The organism is Tepidibacter formicigenes DSM 15518 (assembly GCF_900142235.1).
GTDB classification, from domain to species: Bacteria; Bacillota; Clostridia; order Peptostreptococcales; family Peptostreptococcaceae; genus Tepidibacter; species Tepidibacter formicigenes.
In genome coordinates, this window is sequence record NZ_FRAE01000049.1 from 1 (window position 1) to 17,676 (window position 17,676).

Below are 17,676 nucleotides of genomic sequence, written 5' to 3' on the forward strand. Positions count from 1 at the left end.
CTTAATTTTATTTAGGAGGTGTATATTTTATCAAAAAAATAAAGGAATTTCCTAATTTTAAATTAGGAAATTCTTTTATAATGAATAGGAAATTATAATCCTTTTGAATTGTGAATAAATATAATTTTCGTTATGAATTTTAAGCAACGGAATTCGTTAGAATTCGTTGGCGCCATGAAATTTCAGAAAAGTCTACATTTAAAATCTTTAGAATAAAGACTTTTTTATAGTTTATTTTTTTCATTTTTACATTTATAGCTATTATGAACTTTCTCGTAAAGATTTATGTCTAGATATTTTAAACTTTCTAAATATTTAATGACACTTCCTAAATAAGGTATATTTTGGCCGAGATATTCTTTTTCTAGTTGAAGTCTTTTTTTGTTTACAGGACAATCTTCTATATGATTTTGTCCACAATTTCTACATTTTGACAATACTAATGCTAATCTTTCTTCATAATATTTATCTTTTTGAATTAAATTGTGTCTTAGTATAAGAAGTATTAATAATAAAAGTATTCCAAAATAAGAGATAGTAGTTACTGTATTTATGTATATGCTTGGAATATATTTATATAATCCAATTGTTCCAAAAAATATAAATACAAAAGCTGCTACTATTTTCATTGTAACTTCAGGTATCTTTTTACCAAGAAGTTTTCCAATTATTATACCAAGCCCTCCTGTAACTATCATTCCACAAACTGTTCCAAATAAAACAAATATAGGGTATTTAGAATTTGCTCCAAGAGTCATTGCTGTAAGCTGTGTTTTATCTCCAAGTTCACCTATAAAAAATGCAAGAGCTACAGTTATTATAGGTCCGTAGTTTCCTTTAACATTTTCTTCATCACTATCTTCATTGTCAATTTTAAGAGACCAAAGTCCAAATAATATGAATAGTATAGAAGCTAGTATTTGGATTTTTTCTATAGAAACAAATCGGCTTACATAATTACCTATTGCAATAGCAATTCCATGATTTAAAAAAGAACCTATAAAAATTCCAATTAAAACACTAATAGATTTAAACTTTGATGAAAAAGCCATGGCAAGAAGTTGTGTTTTATCACCCATTTCAGCTAAAGTTATTAATACAAAAGCTGTAATAAATTCTTTCAAAAAAATTCCTCCTTAGTATTTTCTAACTATAATAATATACAATATATATTGTATTATAATATATATAAATATTTTTTAATTATCAATCAATAGTATTATATTCTACATAAAATTTATACAACCTTTTTCAAATTTAAAAGTGGAGGGAATAAAATGAATTATTATAAAGGATTTTTTATAAATGAGCCTGTTGGAAATAATATATTTTCATATGATGAAAGAAAACAAAAAAAAATATATGTACCACCTTTAAAAGAAGGAAATATTGAAGATGCTAAAATAGGAGAAAACATAGTATTTTGTGAAATTGAAGATAAAAATGAAATAAATGCTTTAGGACTTGAATATTTTATAAAGTATTTATTCAATGAAAAAGATGTTTACATATTTGATAATCACAATCATGCTTTTTATTTTTGGGTAGAATCTTTAAAAAGGGGTAAATTTAAAAAAGGAATAAAATTAGTTCATGTAGATCAACACAAGGATATGAGAGAACCTAATACTTATATTAAAGATATAAATGATTTAGAAAATGTGTTTAAGTATACTAATTTTAATTTGAATGTTGGAAATTTTATAAAGCCTGCACTTAAATTAGGTATATTTTCTGATGTTGTAATACTTGATAATCTAAATAGCTTTTACTTGGATATAAATGAAGAATTTGTTTTAGATATAGATTTAGATATATTTTCTAAAGACATGGATTACATAGACTATGATTTGAAAATTAGTAAAATTAAAGAACTTATTAAAAAATCAAAGGTAATAACAATAGCTACTAGTCCTTTTTTTATAGAACAAAATTATGCAATAGATGTTTTAAAAGAGATATTTAAATTTTGATTGAAATAAAATGTATATTTGATATAATTAGTATTTAGGTAAGTTATAATGAAGGAGGAAAAAATGATGAGTTTATTTGAAAAATGGCAGCAATTAGCTGAAAATCATAATAATGAACAAGAAGAAGTAGAATTTTGGAAAGATTATTTAAAAAAAGAAGCTAGTATATATAAAGAGATATTAGATAAAAAAATAGAAGTTATAGAAGGAAAAATTTCTGATTTAGCATCTAGCCATAAGATAAGTGAAGAATATTTCATGGGATTTTTAGATGGAATAAGTGAAAGTTTAAAAAATGAAATAGCATTAGAAGAATTAGAATCTGATAGCGAAATTAAATTAGAAATAGATTTTGAAAAATTATACTACAATATGGTTTCAGTAGAAGCTCATTGGCTTTACAACTTAGAAGGATGGAATAATATATTAAGTGAAGAAATAAGAAAGCAAATACAAAAAGAATACAAATTTTCGAAAACTATAGTAAAAGAAGATAAAATAGGAAGAAATGAACCTTGTCCTTGTGGAAGTGGTAAAAAGTACAAAAAATGTTGTGGAAAATAAAAACAAGTCCTATATATAGGACTTATTTTTTTGAAAATTAGAAATATAAGAAATTGACTTGGTTATAAATGTAAAAATGATATAATAAAAATTAGAAATTTATTGCAAGGAGTGAAAAATATGTATATACTTAAATTTGTAGATTTTGAAGATGATTTAGCTGTAAAAGAATTTAATAGTAAAGAAGAATTAAAAGAATACATTATAAAAAATAATATAGATAAACATTGGTATCAAATAGAAGAAATAAAAAAAGTTATTCCAAATTTAAAATAAGATTAAGTAAAAATATAAATAAAGAGGAGGATTAGATTATGGTAAATAATTTTTTTAAAAAAGGCTCTATAAAGTTTAAAATACTTACTATTCCATTGATAATTATGTTTGTAGTTGTTACATTGATATCAATTATTACTATTAATATATCAAGATCAAGATTGATAGGTCAGATGGAAATTGACGGTATAAATCTTGCAGAACAAATAGTTAAACAAATACAAAAAAGTGATGAATCTATGGAAATAATAAATAGTTCTATAGAAGATAAAATTAGAACTTTAGGTAAATTTTTATCTAAAAATAATTATAATATAGATAATAATTACTTAATTGATGTAGCTAAAGACTTTAACGTTGATGAAATAAATATTACAGATATTAATGGAAATATAATTTATTCTAATCTAAAAAGTAGCTTAGGATCTGTATTTGGACAAGATCATATATCATATCCTGTTTTAGCAGGTGAAAAAAATGAGTTAATGGAAAATATAAGAAAATCAAGAGAAACGAATAATTATTATAAGTATGGTTATGTAAGTATGAAAAATGGAGGTATGGTTCAGGTAGGAATACTTGCAAACAAAGTACAAGAACTAAGAGCAAGCTTAGAGAGTCAAACTTTAGTAGATGACTTAGCAAAAGATGAAAGTATTGTGTATGCACTTTTAGTAGACAAAGATTCAAAAATTATAGCTTCTAGTGATAAAGAAAGGATAGGAAAAATATTAATAGGTGAAGAAACAAAAAATGCTATTAAAAAAGGAAAAACTTATAACAATGTTTTCTTTTACGATAAAAATAATATAGAAGTTTGTGATGCTGTAGTACCTCTTTATAAAAATGGAGAGCATATAGGCGCAGTAGTTGTAGGAATATCTATGGATAATGTAAATAAAGCTATTAGTAATATAATAATTATTATAAGTATAATAGCATTAATTTCTTTTATAATTTCAGCAATTATATTGTATTCTACTTCAAGCAATATTTTAGGAGTTATTAGAAGGCTTGTTGATATATCTAAAGAAGTAGCTAGTGGTAATCTTGATAATGAAATCAATATAAAATCTAAAGATGAAACTGGTATTTTAGCTAGAAATTTTGAAAATATGATAATTAGCCTAAAAGAGACAATACATAGTATGAGAGAACAGGCATCTAAAACAGAAGATATATCAAATCATTTAACGTCTATTGCTCAAGATATGACAGAATCTGCTGAAAATATTGCAGCTGCAACACAGGATGTTGCAAAAGGAACTAGTTCTCAAGCAGATGAATTAGCAAATATTAATAAAATATTAACTAATTTTACAGATAAATTAGGAAATATTGTTAAGTCTATAGAAAATGTTGATATAAAATCTAAAGAAATAAACTTGATGGCTAATGGAAGTACATCTAATGTAGAAAATGTTATGGGATCTGTAGAGAAGGTAACAGATGCTTTCAAAGATTTAATTTCCAAAATTTCAACTGTTGGTGATAATATAAATCAAATAAATGAAATAACAGTTCTTATAAATACTATAGCAGATCAAACAAATTTATTAGCTCTTAATGCTTCTATTGAAGCTGCAAGAGCAGGGGAAGCAGGAAAGGGGTTTGCGGTAGTTGCTGATGAAATTAGAAAACTTGCAGAACAGACAAAAGAATCATCTGAGAATATAGATTCATTAATTAATAACATATCAAGTGATACAGATATGGTTGTAAAAACAAGTGATGCTATGAATGATGAATTAAATAATCAAAGAAAAGATATAGATATTGCTATGGCTTCTTTTAAAAAAATAATTAAAGGGATAAGTGAAATAATTCCTAAAATTGATGATATTAATAATTCTGCTATTAGTATAGATAATGAAAAGAATTTAATTTTAGAAAAAATAGAAGAAGCATCTGCTATTGCAGAAGAAGTTTCTGCATCATCTGAAGAAATAGCAGCTTCATCTCATCAAGTTAGTTCTTCAACTCAACAAGTATCTTCTACTGCACAGACTTTAAGTGATATGACTAAAGATATGATGAAATCTGTAAATAAATTTAAATTATAAAATAAAAAGTCCTAGATTTATATAAATCTAGGGCTTTTTAAGGTTAAATTAAGCATTTTTATATAGTTTAGAAAGTTCTACTGAAAGTTTTGCTGCAACTTTTGCATTGTTGTAAACAAGCTTAATATTAGATTCAAGACTTTTTCCACCTGTTATAGATTTAATTTTACCTAATAAGAATGGAGTAGTTTCTTTACCTTTTATTCCTTTTTCATCAGCTTCTTTTAATGCATTTTCTATAGCATTAGTTATTGTATCATAATCCATTTCAAATTCTTCTGGAATAGGATTGCCTATAACAAGTCCACCATTTAAATGTAAATCCCATTTAGATTTAATAGCAAGAGCTAATTCCTTTTCTGAATCTACTTTATAGTCCGCATTAAATCCGCTTTTTCTGGTATAAAAAGCTGGAAATTCTTCTGTTTTAAATCCTACAACTGGAACTCCATGAGTTTCTAAATATTCTAGAGTAAGGCCAATATCTAGTATTGATTTTGCTCCAGCACATACCACTGCTACATTTGTATTTGCAAGTTCTATTAAATCAGCAGATATATCAAATGTTTCTTGAGCACCTCTATGAACTCCACCTATTCCACCTGTAGCAAAGATTTTTATTCCAGCAAGATTTGCTATTATCATAGTAGAAGCTACGGTTGTTGCGCCATCTAGTTTTTTAGCTACTATAAAAGGTAAGTCTTTTCTACTTGCTTTTAATACATTATCACTTTTTCCAAGATACTCAAGCTCTTCTTCATTAAGACCGACTTTTAGCTTTCCATTAAGTATTGCAATTGTTGCAGGAATAGCTCCATTTTCTCTTATTATATTCTCTACTGTTTTAGCCATTTCTATATTTTGAGGATAAGGCATACCATGAGATATTATAGTAGATTCAAGAGCAACAACAGGAGCCCCCTCATCTATAGCTTTTTTTACCTTAGGATGTATTTCTAAGTATTTTTCCAACATGATTTCATCTCCTTTAAAGTTTTTTCTATATTTTCTATTGACATATTTGGATTGATTGTGTCTTTATGAGATAATGCTAAAATTGAAGCACTCATTGCAAATTTAGCACTATATTCTAAGTCAAATTCATTAATATGACTATAAACTAAACCAGATATAAATGCATCGCCAGCACCTGTTGCATTTATTACTTTAACTTTAGGATTAGGAATAAACTTAAAAGTATTTTCATCTGCACAAAATACTCCTTCTTTTCCAAGGCTTATAAATATTTTTTTTACGCCTTTGTTTAAAAAGTAATATGAACATTTTTTTAAGTCTTCTTTAGAATTAACTTTAATACCAGAAATAGACTCAGCTTCATATTTATTTGGCTTAATAGTATTAAAAAGACCTATGAAATCTTTGATTTTTTTACTTTTTTTAGTAGATACAGTATCTAGGAAAAAGTCTATTTCCTTAAAGTTAAATAAAATATATTCTATTATTTCTTTTGGTAAATTAGTATCTAAAACCACAACTTTAGAATTCTTAATTACATGAGATTTTTGCTTTATAAAATCTACATTTATTTTTTCGAAAATATCCATATAAGATATTGCAACTTTCATATCACCCTTCTCATCTAAAATAGATAAATAAGTTGAAGTTGGATGATTTTTTAGAATTAAAGAGTTGTCCATATCTATACCAGATAATCTACTTTCTTCAAGTATTTTTTTTCCATATAGGTCATCTCCTATAGCAGAGATTAATTTGGTTTCAATTCCTATTTTCACAAGATTTTCTGCTATGTTTCTTCCAACACCTCCAAGAGATATTTTAATTTTTCCAGGATTTGAGTCATTTAAAATTAGTTTTTCGCTTGGAAATCCTTGAAGGTCTATATTTGCTCCTCCAATTACAGTTACATAATCCTCATCCTTTAATATATATCCTTTTCCTTTTATATATCCTTTTTTACTTAAATTGGTTATGTGAACTGCAATAGATGATCTAGTTATTCCAAAAATATCAGCTAGCTCTTGTTGCGATATTAAAGGATTTTTTCTTATCACATCTAGAATTTCTTTTTCTCTACTAGTCAAATTCATCACCAAACTTTTGCTTATATTATAAACTTTTGCTTAAAAAGAGTTTATCATATTATATTTATTTTTTCAATGAGAAATTTAAATATTCATAACGGAATTTATATTTATCCACAATTTAAATAGGAATATAATTTCCTATTCGTTATAAAAAAAGAACTTTTCATATTGAAAAGTTCTTTTAAAAATATATTTAATTACATCATAGCTCCAAATCCTAAAGCAGCGATAATTACTATCATTAGTATAGCTATTAACTTCCAAGTGAATTTTAACCACTTATCATAAGATACTCTACCTATAGCAAGTCCTCCCATAACAACAGCACTTGTTGGAGTAATTAAGTTGACTATACCAGATGCAGATTGATAAGCAGTAATTACTACATCTCTTGAAACTCCAGCAAAATCTCCAAGAGGAGCCATTATTGGCATTGAAAGTGTTGCAAGTCCAGATGTTGAAGGAATTAAGAATGACATTGGTATATAGAATAAATAAGTAAGTATAGTAAATCCTGCAGAACTTAATCCAGAAAGAGTTTGCTCACCAAGACTTAAAACTGTATCAGTCATATTTCCAGCGTTCATTACAACTGTTATACCACGAGATAATCCTATAATCAATGCAACTCCTAATAAATCGCGTGCTCCATCAACAAATGATCCTACTAATTCTTCTTCTTTCATACCAGCAGATAATCCTATTAAAATAGATGAAACCATAAATAATGCAGCAAGTTCTCCAAACCACCAACCTAGAGTTGGAAGAGGAACACCTATATCACTAAATGGAATAACACTATAAACCATGAAAATGAAAGTTGCTGAGAATAAAAATAGTATAAATTTTCTTTTTCCTGTTAATTCAGGGAATTCATTTCCATCTTTTTTAGCAAGAAAATGTTTTTTATTGTCTTCATACATATCATATACAAGAGACTTTGAAGGATCTTTTTTTACTTTTTCAGCATATTTCATTACATATACAATAGCAACTAATTCACATGCTACTAATATTAAAAGTCTAAGTCCAATACCTTGACCTAAAGAAACACCAGCAAATCCTGATGCTATACCAGTAGCGAAAGGATTTACAGTAGATCCTAAAACTCCTGCACCAGCTCCTAACATTATAACAGCTACTGCTGTTATTGTATCATAGCCTGCTGCAATAAATACAGGAAGTATTAAAGGATAAAAAGCGATTGTTTCTTCAGCCATACCATAACTAGTTCCGCCTAAGCCAAATAATATCATTAATATTGGAATCATCCATTTTTCTCTACCTTTTAAATTAGCAACAACTCTAGCTATTCCAGCATCAATAGCTCCTGTTTTCATAACTACACCTAAGAATCCACCTATTATTATAACGAATAAAGCAACGTCTATAGCATCATAGAATCCATTTATTGGAGACATAATAACGTCTGATACTCCCTGAGGAGTTGGATCGACTAAGTGGTATGTACCTGGAATTGGAGTTTTTTCAGGAGAATAATCATATTTACCAGCAGGTACAATATGTGTTAGTACTGCTACTACTATTATAATTGCAAATAAGATAGTGAATGCACTAGGCATTTTAAATTTTTTCATTTTTTAGACCTCCTTGATGTATTTTTATTTAATTTTATAGACTTCTTGAAAAATAGAAGTCTATAAAATTTATAAACAAAATTATTTTGTCAATTCATATACAGTTTTTGCATATATTTTAGCACATTTTATTAAATCTTCTATTTCTATAAATTCATTAGCTTGATGTTCAACCTTTGGCTTTCCTGGGAATACTGCACCAAAAGCTACACAGTTTTCCATGGCTCTTGCATAAGTTGCTCCGCCTGATGAAAGAGGAGTAGAATCAAGACCTGTTTCTTTTTCATATACTTTTCTCAAAGTTTTTATTAAGAAATGATCTTCTGGAACGTATATAGCTTTTAAATAGTCGTATTCTTCATATTCAAAACCATACTCTGAAGCTTTTTCTTTTAATTTAGCAACAACTTTATCTTTATCAATTGTTACAGGAATTCTTATATCAAGTCCTATTTCCTCAGTTTCTTTATTTATACTTATTTTGCCCACATTTACTGTCAATTTTCCTGAAACTTTATCTTCACAGTTTTGAATGATATTATCTCCATTATAAGTTTCTTTTATAACTTGGGCTATAAAATTAACTGCATTTGATTTTATTCCTAAATTATTTAAAGCGATACATAGCCTTGAAATAGAGTTTACGCCATATTCAGGTTTAGCTGCGTGAGCTCCTTTTCCAAAGACAGTAACACTATTGTTTTCTAACTTATATTCAAAATCTAATTTTTCAAGTTCTGAAACTAATTCATCTATTTTTATGTCGTTATATATAACTTTATCAGGAACTGCATTAAATGCATTTCCCCCTTTTAAAGTGATTTCTGATGAATTTTTAGATTTTAAAACGGCTTGAAGAAGCCCTTTTTCTGCATTTATCATTGGAAATGTAGAATCTGGAGTAAATCCATAAGATGGAATTTCTTCATTTTCAAGATATTTACTAATTCCTCTCCAAAGATTTTCTTCATCTGTTCCAAAAATAAACCTAATTCTTTTATTGAACTTCACTCCTAAGTCCATAAGAGCTTTAACACCATAAATTGCTGCTATAGTAGGACCTTTGTCATCTTGAGTTCCTCTTCCGTATATTTTTCCATCTTCAATTACAGCATCATATGGAGGATGAGTCCAACTTTCAATTTCACCTTCAGGAACTACATCAAGATGGCCTAGTATTCCTATCATTTCTTTGCCTTCACCAATCTCAGCATATCCATAATAACCATCTTTATAAAATGTTTTAAAGCCTAAAGACTCACATAAAGATAATGTTTTCCTTAAGGCTATATCGATATTTTTGCCAAAAGGACAATTATCTATAGGGTTTGAAATTACACTAGGAATTTTAACTGATTCTTGCACAGAGTGTATAATTTCATCTTTTAATTCTTCAATTTTATTATTAATATCCATAAAAAAAACCCCTTTTCTAATAAAATTGTGTTATAAAATTATCAAATTATAAAATAGTGAATAAAAATATATAATATAGCAAAACCTATATTTGAATGAAAAAATCTTTAGTTTAAGCTAAATTATAATTGATAAAAATTTATTTGTCTATAAAAAAAAAAAATAAAAAAAATGCTGGAAAACGTTTGACAAAATCAAAACGAGGTTTTATACTAAGGGTGTAGTTAATAACCACCAGAGTGGTTAAAAAACAAGAAAACGTTTAACAAGTGTGGTTAAGTATATTATACTGAAGTGTAGTCAATAACTATTTCAGTAGTAAATAAATCAATAGGGGTGAGATAGATGGCTAAAGAAAACGTTTTAAATGTATATTCAGAAATTGGAAGACTTAAAAAAGTTCTTCTACACAGACCAGGAAAAGAAATAGAAAATTTAACTCCTGATTTAATGGATAGATTATTATTTGATGATATCCCTTATTTAGAAGTTGCAAGACAAGAGCATGATGCTTTTGCAGATATACTTAGAAACAATGGAGTTGAAGTAGTTTATTTAGAAGATTTAGCTGCTGAGGCTATTGCTGATGATAAAATAAAAAACCAATTTGTAGATGAGTTTATTAAAGAAGCTTCTATACAAAGTGAAAAGAAAAGAGAACTTGTAAAAGAGTATCTTTTAAGTTTTTCTACTAACAGAGAAATGGTAGATAAGATGATGGAAGGTATTAGAAAAGAAGAAATAAAAGACTATAAAAAGACATCGCTTGCTGATATGATTGAATCTGACTATCCATTTATAGTAGATCCAATGCCAAATTTATACTTTACAAGAGATCCATTTGCAACAATAGGCGGTGGAGTATCGTTAAATCATATGAGAACAGTGACTAGAAATAGAGAAACACTATTTGCTAAATACATATTTAACTATCATCCAGAATATAAAGATGCAAATGTACCTTTATGGTATGACAGAACTGAAGATACTGCAATAGAAGGTGGAGATGAGCTTATACTTAGTGATAAAGTAATTGCAATTGGAGTATCTGAAAGAACAGATGGAGCTTCTGTTGAAAAATTAGCTAAGAAAATATTTGAAAAAGATGAAAAGTTTGAAGTAGTTCTTGCTTTTGATATACCTAAGAAAAGAGCATTTATGCATTTGGATACAGTATTTACAATGGTTGATTATGATAAATTTACTATACATCCAGAAATTGAAGGACCATTAACTGTTTATTCTATAAGAAAAGGTGAGAATCCAAAAGATGTAATCATAGAAAAAGAAACTATGGAACTTAAAAATATACTTGAAAAATACTTAGAGATTGATAATGTTACATTAATAAGATGTGGTGGAGGTAACATGATAGATGCAGGAAGAGAGCAGTGGAATGATGGTTCTAATACTCTTGCTATTGCTCCAGGAGAAGTTGTAGTTTATTCAAGAAATCATGTTACAAATAAATTACTTGAAGAACATGGAATAAAACTACACATTATGCCATCGTCAGAATTATCTCGTGGTCGTGGAGGCCCAAGATGTATGTCAATGCCACTTGTTAGAGAAAATTTAAGATAGATAAAGAAAATAAATATAAAATCAAGAGGAGGAATTTAAAATGCCAGTAAATTTAAGAGGAAGACATTTTATAACATTAAAGGATTTTACACCAGAAGAAATAAAATATATGTTAGATTTATCTAGAGATTTAAAAAATAAAAAGAGAGCAGGAATAAAAGGAAATTTATTAGAAGGAAAAAATATAGTATTATTATTTGAAAAAACTTCAACAAGAACTAGATGTGCATTTGAAGTAGCAGCATTTGATGAAGGAGCAAATGTTACTTTCCTTACAAATTCTCAAATGGGTAAAAAAGAATCAATAGAAGATACTGCTAAAGTTCTTGGAAGATTTTATGATGGTATAGAGTTTAGAGGATTTAAACAAGAAACTGTTGAAGAATTAGCTAAACATGCTGGAGTTCCAGTTTGGAATGGACTTACAGATTTATATCATCCAACTCAAATACTTGCAGATTTCTTAACAGTATCAGAGCATGTAAATAAGCCTCTTAACAAAGTTAAATTTGTATATGTTGGAGATGCAAGAAACAATATGGGTAACTCATTAATGATAGGTGCTGCCAAAATGGGAATGGATTTCGTTGCTCTTGCACCAAAATCATTATGGCCATCAGAAGAATTAGTTAATGAAATGAAAGAAGTTGCAAAAGAAACTGGAGCAACTATAACATTAACTGAGAATGTTGATGATGTTAAAGGAGCAGATGTAATATATACAGATGTTTGGGTATCAATGGGAGAAGAAGATCAATTTGAAGAAAGAATTAAATTATTAACTCCATATCAAGTAAATATGGATATGATAAAGAAAACTGAAAATGATGATGTAATATTCTTACACTGTTTACCTTCATTCCATGATGAAAATACTGTAGTAGGTAAAGAAATATCTGAAAAATTCGGATTAAAAGAAATGGAAGTTACTGATGAAGTATTTAGATCTAAGCACTCAAAAGTATTTGATGAAGCTGAAAACAGAATGCATACGATAAAAGCGGTAATGGTTGCTACTATAGGTAATTTATAAAAATAACAGGGGGTATCCCCTGTTATTAAACTATAACGCAAAAGTAAGGGAGGACTATGTAATGAAAAATAAAATAGTTGTAGCATTAGGTGGAAATGCCCTTGGAAAAAATCCTAAAGAACAATTAGAATTAGTTAAAAATACAGCTAAGCCAATAGTTGATTTAATAGAAGCTGGAAATGAAGTAATTATAGCTCATGGAAATGGACCTCAAGTTGGAATGATAAATTTAGCCATGGAAACTGCTTCAAAATCAGAAGCTAATACTCCAGAAATGCCATTTCCAGAATGTGGAGCTATGAGTCAAGGGTATATAGGATATCATCTTCAAAATGCTATAAGAGAAGAATTATTAAGCAGAAACATGAATACACCAGTAGCTACTGTTGTAACTCAAGTGATGGTTGATAAAAATGATTCTGCATTTGAAACTCCAACAAAACCAATAGGTGCTTTTTATACTGAAGAAGAAGCTAAAAAGCTTGAAACTGAAAAAGGATATAAAATGAAAGAAGACGCAGGAAGAGGATATAGAAGAGTTGTTCCATCTCCAATTCCAGTAGATGTTGTTGAAAAAGAAACTGTTAAAACTCTTGTTGACAATGGCCACGTTGTAATCACTGTTGGTGGTGGAGGAATACCTGTTATAAAGGAAGGAAATTCTTTAGTTGGAGTACCAGCAGTTATAGATAAAGATTTTGCTAGTGAAAAAATAGCTGAAATATTAGATGCAGATTATTTAATAATACTTACAGCAGTAGAAAAAGTTGCTATAAACTTTGGAAAAGAAAATGAAAAATGGCTTTCAAAATTAACAATAGAAGAAATTGAAAAATATGTTGAAGAAGGACATTTTGCTCCAGGATCTATGCTTCCAAAAGTTCAAGCTGCTATGAAATTTGCTAAGTCTAAAGCAGGAAGAAAAGCATTAATTACTTCTCTTGAAAAAGCAGCTCAAGGAATAGAAGGTAAAACTGGAACATTAATAGTTAAATAGTTAATAACTTTAATTTAATAAAAGAGAAATAGCTTTGCTATTTCTCTTTTATTATAATGAATAGAAAATTATAATCCTTTTGAATTGTGGATAAATATAATTTTCGTTATGAAATTTCAAAAAAGTCTACAGTTAAAATCTTTAGAATAAAGACTTTATTATAATGAATAGAAAATTATAAATATAGCTTGAATTGTTAATAATATAAATTGTAAAATATTTTAGTAAACGATGTAGAATTTTGTAGAATATGGGGGGTAGAAAATGGATGAAGAAAAAATAATACAACATATGATGCAAATAGGAATAAATAAATATGAATCAAAAGCTTATATAGCTTTAATTAAAAGACCAGGGATAACAGCTTATGAATTAAGTAAATTATCTGGAGTCCCTCAAGCTAAAATATATGAGACTATGAATAAGCTTTTAGAAAAAAAATTAGTTAATATAATAGGTGATAATCCAACTAAATATATAGCAGTTGATTTTGAAGATTACCTGGATAACTATAAAAAAAGTGTAAGCAAAACAGTTAAATTTTTAAAGGAAAATGTAAAAGAGGTGAATTCTAATAAGAAAGTTTCTTATATGTGGCATCTTCAAGGAAAAGAAAATATAATAAGTAAAATAAAAAAAGTACTTTCAGGCTCTAAAAAATTTATATACTTAGAATGTTGGAAAGATGAGTATGAGTTTTTTAAAAAAGAATTGAAAGAACTTGAAAAAAAAGGAATAGAGATAGTTACTGTTTTATATGGTGAATCTGATGAGAAAATAGGAGAAGTATATTTACATGAAATGAAAGATATGGATAAAGATGCAAGGGAGTTTGGAAGATGGTTTACATTAGTTTCAGATGGAAATGAAGCTTTATTTTCAGTTTTTAAAGGAAGTAGATCTCAAGGAATATGGACAGAAAATGAAGCTTTTATGTTAATGGCAGAATGCTTTATAGTTCATGACATATTTTTGGCAGAAATATATAAAAAATACAGAAAAGAATTAGATAAGGAATTTGGACCGAATTTAAAGAAAATAAGAGAAAAGGTTCATATTGGATAAAGAAGCTTTATGCTTCTTTTTTCATATGTGAATTAAAAAATTTAGAATTTGAAAAAATTAAACTGTAATGTTCTCTAATATAGGGAACATTATTTTTTTGTCCACATAAAATATATTAACCCACTAGGTTAGGAGGAATGCGATGAAAGTAGGAGATTTGGTTGTTAGAAAATCCCATGGAAAAGATGTTTTATTTAGAATTATAGATATAGTTGAAAATAAAAATAAAAAGAAGCAAGTTATTTTAAAAGGAATAGATTTTAGACTTATGGCAGACTCTTCTATGGATGATTTAGAGATGGTAAGGAGTGAGAATGTTAAAGAATATATATTTAGCAGACAAATAGAGAATTTGCTTAATAGAGCACTAAAAAATAGACTAGATAGAAATAGAAAGTACTATAGGAATGGTTTTGGAAGACCAGGTAAAGTACTTCATTTAGATGGAGATGGTGAATATTTAAAAATATGCTTAGAAGCATATAAAAAGCTACAAATAGAAGCAGTGGGTAAAATAGTTGCAGAAGGAGATCAGTATAAAGTGGTTGGGTCTCTTCTTGCTGAATATTCACCAGATATACTAGTAATTACAGGGCATGACTCTATATTAAATTCTAAAGGAGATATGAAAAATATAAATAATTATAGAAATTCTAAAAATTTTATAAGGGCTGTTCAAGAAGCTAGAAAATATGAAAATGGCATGGATGAACTTGTTATATTTGCTGGGGCTTGTCAATCCTATTATGAAGCAATTTTAAATGCTGGAGCTAATTTCGCAAGTTCACCTCATAGAATATTAATTCACTGTCTAGATCCTGTCCTGATAGTAGAAAAAATAGCATATTCAAAAATTGACAAGGTTATGCCTCTTGAAGAAATTTTTAAAAACACTATAACAGGAACAAAAGGAGTAGGGGGGCTGGAAACTAGAGGAAAATATAGATCTGGACTTCCTAAGTCTCTATACGAGTAGAGGTGAGGTTATGGACAAAAAATATAGAAATTTGATTGCTTATAGAGTTTCTAAAAACACACCTAAAGATTTTCATTTAGAAGCCTTAAAATGTCAGGCTATTATAGAGAGGACTACTATTTTTAGAAGTATAAAGGACGGAAGTCTTAAGATAGAGGATATTAATAATGACTATATAGATAGCAGGATATATAAAGCTGTAGATGATACAAAAAATTTGGTTATTATGTTTAACAATCGACCTATTTTAGCTTTTTATCATATATCTTGTGGTGGAAATACAGAGAATAGTGAAAATATATTAAATAGAAAGATTGATTATTTAAGAGGAGTAACTTGTAAAGATTGTAAAGATAATAAAGATTTAGATAATGTCGTTGATATAGATTTAGAAGAGCTTTTATCAATGTTTAATGGTAAGATGTCTTCTGATTTTTTAGATGATTTTTTTATAAAAGATATATTGAAGGTTATAAAAAGAACAGAAAGTAAAAGGATAGAAAGCATATTAGTTTTTAATAAAGAGGTTAAAGGAACAGAATTTAGCAATAACTTAAATTTAGATTCTTCACGATTTGGTTTTAGGCCTATAAAAATAAGGTTTTACACAAAAGGAATAGGCCATGGACTTGGGTTTTGTCAACGTGGAGCAAATGAAAAAGCTAAAAAAAACTGGAAGTTTGAAGATATTCTAAATTATTATTATACTAATATAAATATATGTAAGCTAGAAGAATTTAATTCAAATTTACCGTTAAAAAATATAAAAATTTTTATTGACCCTGGACATGGGGGAAAGGATTTAGGATATTTAAGCAATGAAGGAGTAAGTGAAAAAGAAATTACATTAAAATTTTCTTTAGTTCTTAAAGAAAAATTAGAAGAATATGGAGCAAGTGTGTGTCTTTCTAGAAGTGAAGATAAATCTATAACACTAGATGAAAGGGCAGATATGATAAAGAAATATAAACCTGATTTTCTAATTAGTATACATTTAAACAAATCAAAGTTCAAAGAAATAAGTGGAATAGAAGGGTTTTATTACTGGGGAGACGTTGAAGGTGAAATTTTAGGGAAAGAGATAATAAATGTTTTAAGTAAAAAACTAAATATAAAAAATAGAGGTATAAGAGAAGGAAAAATATATATACTAGAAAAGAGCATTTGTAGCGGAATATATTTTGAATTAGGATACTTATCAAATATTCAAGAAGTAAATAACTTTAATGATAAAAAATTTCTTAAAAACATGGCTGTGTGTATGGTAGAAGGATTTCTAAAATATTATCAAAATAAAATGTTGACATGAAACTTAAAAATAGGTAAAATATAATTTTATATATTTGACAAACTCCTGGATTTATGATATTATGTAAACATATAATGGAGAAGAAGGTGATTTTTTGGCTACTAAACACACTTTGGATCAGATAAGAAAAAATATTGAAAAGCATGTAGGAAAAAAGGTTGTTTTAAGAGCAAACAAAGGAAGAAAAAAGATGATAGTTAAAGAAGGTACATTAGAAAATACTTATCCTAGCATATTCGTAGTAAAGATAGATGATAATAATTCTACTAGAGTTTCTTATAGTTATTCAGATATATTAACATCTACAGTCAAGTTACAAATTTGTGCAACTGAAAATGTAGTAAATGTATGTTAAATTCCACCTATAAATTTGGTGGAATTTTTTTTTATAAAAATAAATATAATATAATGTGATATTTATATGTATATTCTAGGTAGTTGCAAAATAGAGTGAAAGGTTATCCACAGAAAAATTGAGTTGAAATTACTAAATAGAAAGAGTTATTAACAGTAATATTCAAAAAAAGACGCAGTTAAATAAAGGTTCAGTAAAACCTTTTTAAAAAGGATATAGAGTTTAAAAAAACTTAAGCAATTAAAGATTTAATAGCAAGAGGATTGTGGATATTGTTAGTCTTAAACATTAAAACAAACGCAACTAACTGAGAAATACAAGCCAGTAAAACATCAGCTTTTAAAGAAACAGTATTTCTAACTTTAGATGATTTGATTTGAATAAAGTTTTTTAGTTGAGAA

At 27.5% G+C, this 17,676-nt stretch carries 16 protein-coding genes; 11 read left to right on the plus strand and 5 right to left on the minus strand.

The features are described from left to right. Positions 1 to 224: 224 nt before the first annotated feature. A complete protein-coding gene (locus tag BUA77_RS09375; RefSeq protein WP_072889514.1) occupies positions 225 to 1,124 on the minus strand; it encodes a TMEM165/GDT1 family protein in 900 nt (299 codons plus the stop codon). A 153-nt stretch (positions 1,125 to 1,277) separates the two neighbouring features. Here BUA77_RS09375 and BUA77_RS09380 point away from each other — a divergent pair, with 153 nt between their 5' ends. The 4 genes from BUA77_RS09380 (at position 1,278) to BUA77_RS09390 (ending at position 4,876) form a co-directional block, all read left to right on the plus strand. Next, positions 1,278 to 1,973 (plus strand): peptide arginase family protein, encoded by a 696-nt coding sequence (locus tag BUA77_RS09380; RefSeq protein WP_072889516.1) that lies wholly within the window; start codon positions 1,278 to 1,280, stop codon positions 1,971 to 1,973. 66 nt (positions 1,974 to 2,039) lie between these two features. Then, positions 2,040 to 2,537, plus strand: a complete 498-nt coding sequence (locus BUA77_RS09385) for an SEC-C metal-binding domain-containing protein (protein ID WP_072889518.1) — start codon at positions 2,040 to 2,042, stop codon at positions 2,535 to 2,537. 120 nt (positions 2,538 to 2,657) lie between these two features. Next, positions 2,658 to 2,813 carry a hypothetical protein gene (locus BUA77_RS14195; RefSeq protein WP_200773950.1) on the plus strand — a complete coding sequence of 52 codons (156 nt, stop codon included), beginning with the start codon at positions 2,658 to 2,660 and terminating at the stop codon, positions 2,811 to 2,813. Positions 2,814 to 2,851: 38 nt separating this feature from the next. After that, positions 2,852 to 4,876, plus strand: a complete 2,025-nt coding sequence (locus tag BUA77_RS09390) for a methyl-accepting chemotaxis protein (RefSeq protein ID WP_072889520.1) — start codon at positions 2,852 to 2,854, stop codon at positions 4,874 to 4,876. A 48-nt stretch (positions 4,877 to 4,924) separates the two neighbouring features. On the opposite strand, the gene BUA77_RS09395 is transcribed toward BUA77_RS09390, so the two are convergent. From BUA77_RS09395 to pepV, 4 genes are all read right to left on the minus strand, one after another. Then, on the minus strand, positions 4,925 to 5,851 hold the full coding sequence (locus tag BUA77_RS09395; protein WP_072889522.1) for a pseudouridine-5'-phosphate glycosidase: 927 nt from the start codon (positions 5,849 to 5,851) through the stop codon (positions 4,925 to 4,927). Beyond that, positions 5,833 to 6,945, minus strand: coding sequence for a PfkB family carbohydrate kinase (locus BUA77_RS09400; RefSeq protein ID WP_334292348.1), 1,113 nt, complete (start codon positions 6,943 to 6,945; stop codon positions 5,833 to 5,835). The genes BUA77_RS09395 and BUA77_RS09400 overlap by 19 nt, the downstream gene beginning before the upstream one ends. A gap of 194 nt (positions 6,946 to 7,139) precedes the next feature. After that, positions 7,140 to 8,540, minus strand: a complete 1,401-nt coding sequence (locus BUA77_RS09405) for a YfcC family protein (RefSeq protein ID WP_072889526.1) — start codon at positions 8,538 to 8,540, stop codon at positions 7,140 to 7,142. Positions 8,541 to 8,621: 81 nt separating this feature from the next. Further along, entirely contained in the window at positions 8,622 to 9,956 is a 1,335-nt protein-coding gene (gene pepV / locus BUA77_RS09410; protein ID WP_072889528.1) for a dipeptidase PepV, read from the minus strand. 345 nt (positions 9,957 to 10,301) lie between these two features. Here pepV and arcA point away from each other — a divergent pair, with 345 nt between their 5' ends. The 7 genes from arcA to BUA77_RS09445 all read left to right on the plus strand — a co-directional run bounded on the left by arcA (position 10,302) and on the right by BUA77_RS09445 (position 17,275). After that, a complete protein-coding gene (arcA, locus tag BUA77_RS09415) occupies positions 10,302 to 11,540 on the plus strand; it encodes an arginine deiminase (protein ID WP_072889530.1) in 1,239 nt (412 codons plus the stop codon). A gap of 40 nt (positions 11,541 to 11,580) precedes the next feature. Beyond that, positions 11,581 to 12,573, plus strand: coding sequence for an ornithine carbamoyltransferase (gene argF, locus BUA77_RS09420; RefSeq protein ID WP_072889532.1), 993 nt, complete (start codon positions 11,581 to 11,583; stop codon positions 12,571 to 12,573). A 61-nt stretch (positions 12,574 to 12,634) separates the two neighbouring features. Beyond that, positions 12,635 to 13,570, plus strand: coding sequence for a carbamate kinase (gene arcC / locus BUA77_RS09425; RefSeq protein ID WP_072889534.1), 936 nt, complete (start codon positions 12,635 to 12,637; stop codon positions 13,568 to 13,570). 264 nt (positions 13,571 to 13,834) lie between these two features. Further along, positions 13,835 to 14,635 carry a TrmB family transcriptional regulator gene (locus BUA77_RS09430; protein WP_072889536.1) on the plus strand — a complete coding sequence of 267 codons (801 nt, stop codon included), beginning with the start codon at positions 13,835 to 13,837 and terminating at the stop codon, positions 14,633 to 14,635. Positions 14,636 to 14,777: 142 nt separating this feature from the next. Beyond that, on the plus strand, positions 14,778 to 15,611 hold the full coding sequence (gene yabG / locus BUA77_RS09435; protein ID WP_072889538.1) for a sporulation peptidase YabG: 834 nt from the start codon (positions 14,778 to 14,780) through the stop codon (positions 15,609 to 15,611). A gap of 10 nt (positions 15,612 to 15,621) precedes the next feature. Then, on the plus strand, positions 15,622 to 16,920 hold the full coding sequence (locus BUA77_RS09440; protein WP_072889540.1) for an N-acetylmuramoyl-L-alanine amidase: 1,299 nt from the start codon (positions 15,622 to 15,624) through the stop codon (positions 16,918 to 16,920). Positions 16,921 to 17,014: 94 nt separating this feature from the next. Further along, positions 17,015 to 17,275, plus strand: coding sequence for a Veg family protein (locus BUA77_RS09445; RefSeq protein WP_072889543.1), 261 nt, complete (start codon positions 17,015 to 17,017; stop codon positions 17,273 to 17,275). The last annotated feature ends 401 nt before the right edge of the window (positions 17,276 to 17,676 follow it).

Excerpts from the sequence above, each read along its gene's own strand:
- BUA77_RS09385 (WP_072889518.1), top strand. The coding sequence starts at position 2,040 with ATGAGTTTATTTGAAAAATGGCAGCAATTAGCTGAAAATCATAATAAT.
- yabG (WP_072889538.1), top strand. The coding sequence starts at position 14,778 with ATGAAAGTAGGAGATTTGGTTGTTAGAAAATCCCATGGAAAAGATGTT.
- BUA77_RS09390 (WP_072889520.1), top strand. The coding sequence starts at position 2,852 with ATGGTAAATAATTTTTTTAAAAAAGGCTCTATAAAGTTTAAAATACTT.
- BUA77_RS09405 (WP_072889526.1), bottom strand. The coding sequence starts at position 8,540 with ATGAAAAAATTTAAAATGCCTAGTGCATTCACTATCTTATTTGCAATT.
- BUA77_RS09400 (WP_334292348.1), bottom strand. The coding sequence starts at position 6,945 with ATGAATTTGACTAGTAGAGAAAAAGAAATTCTAGATGTGATAAGAAAA.
- BUA77_RS14195 (WP_200773950.1), top strand. The coding sequence starts at position 2,658 with ATGTATATACTTAAATTTGTAGATTTTGAAGATGATTTAGCTGTAAAA.
- BUA77_RS09440 (WP_072889540.1), top strand. The coding sequence starts at position 15,622 with ATGGACAAAAAATATAGAAATTTGATTGCTTATAGAGTTTCTAAAAAC.
- arcA (WP_072889530.1), top strand. The coding sequence starts at position 10,302 with ATGGCTAAAGAAAACGTTTTAAATGTATATTCAGAAATTGGAAGACTT.
- argF (WP_072889532.1), top strand. The coding sequence starts at position 11,581 with ATGCCAGTAAATTTAAGAGGAAGACATTTTATAACATTAAAGGATTTT.
- BUA77_RS09430 (WP_072889536.1), top strand. The coding sequence starts at position 13,835 with ATGGATGAAGAAAAAATAATACAACATATGATGCAAATAGGAATAAAT.
- pepV (WP_072889528.1), bottom strand. The coding sequence starts at position 9,956 with ATGGATATTAATAATAAAATTGAAGAATTAAAAGATGAAATTATACAC.
- arcC (WP_072889534.1), top strand. The coding sequence starts at position 12,635 with ATGAAAAATAAAATAGTTGTAGCATTAGGTGGAAATGCCCTTGGAAAA.
- BUA77_RS09395 (WP_072889522.1), bottom strand. The coding sequence starts at position 5,851 with ATGTTGGAAAAATACTTAGAAATACATCCTAAGGTAAAAAAAGCTATA.
- BUA77_RS09380 (WP_072889516.1), top strand. The coding sequence starts at position 1,278 with ATGAATTATTATAAAGGATTTTTTATAAATGAGCCTGTTGGAAATAAT.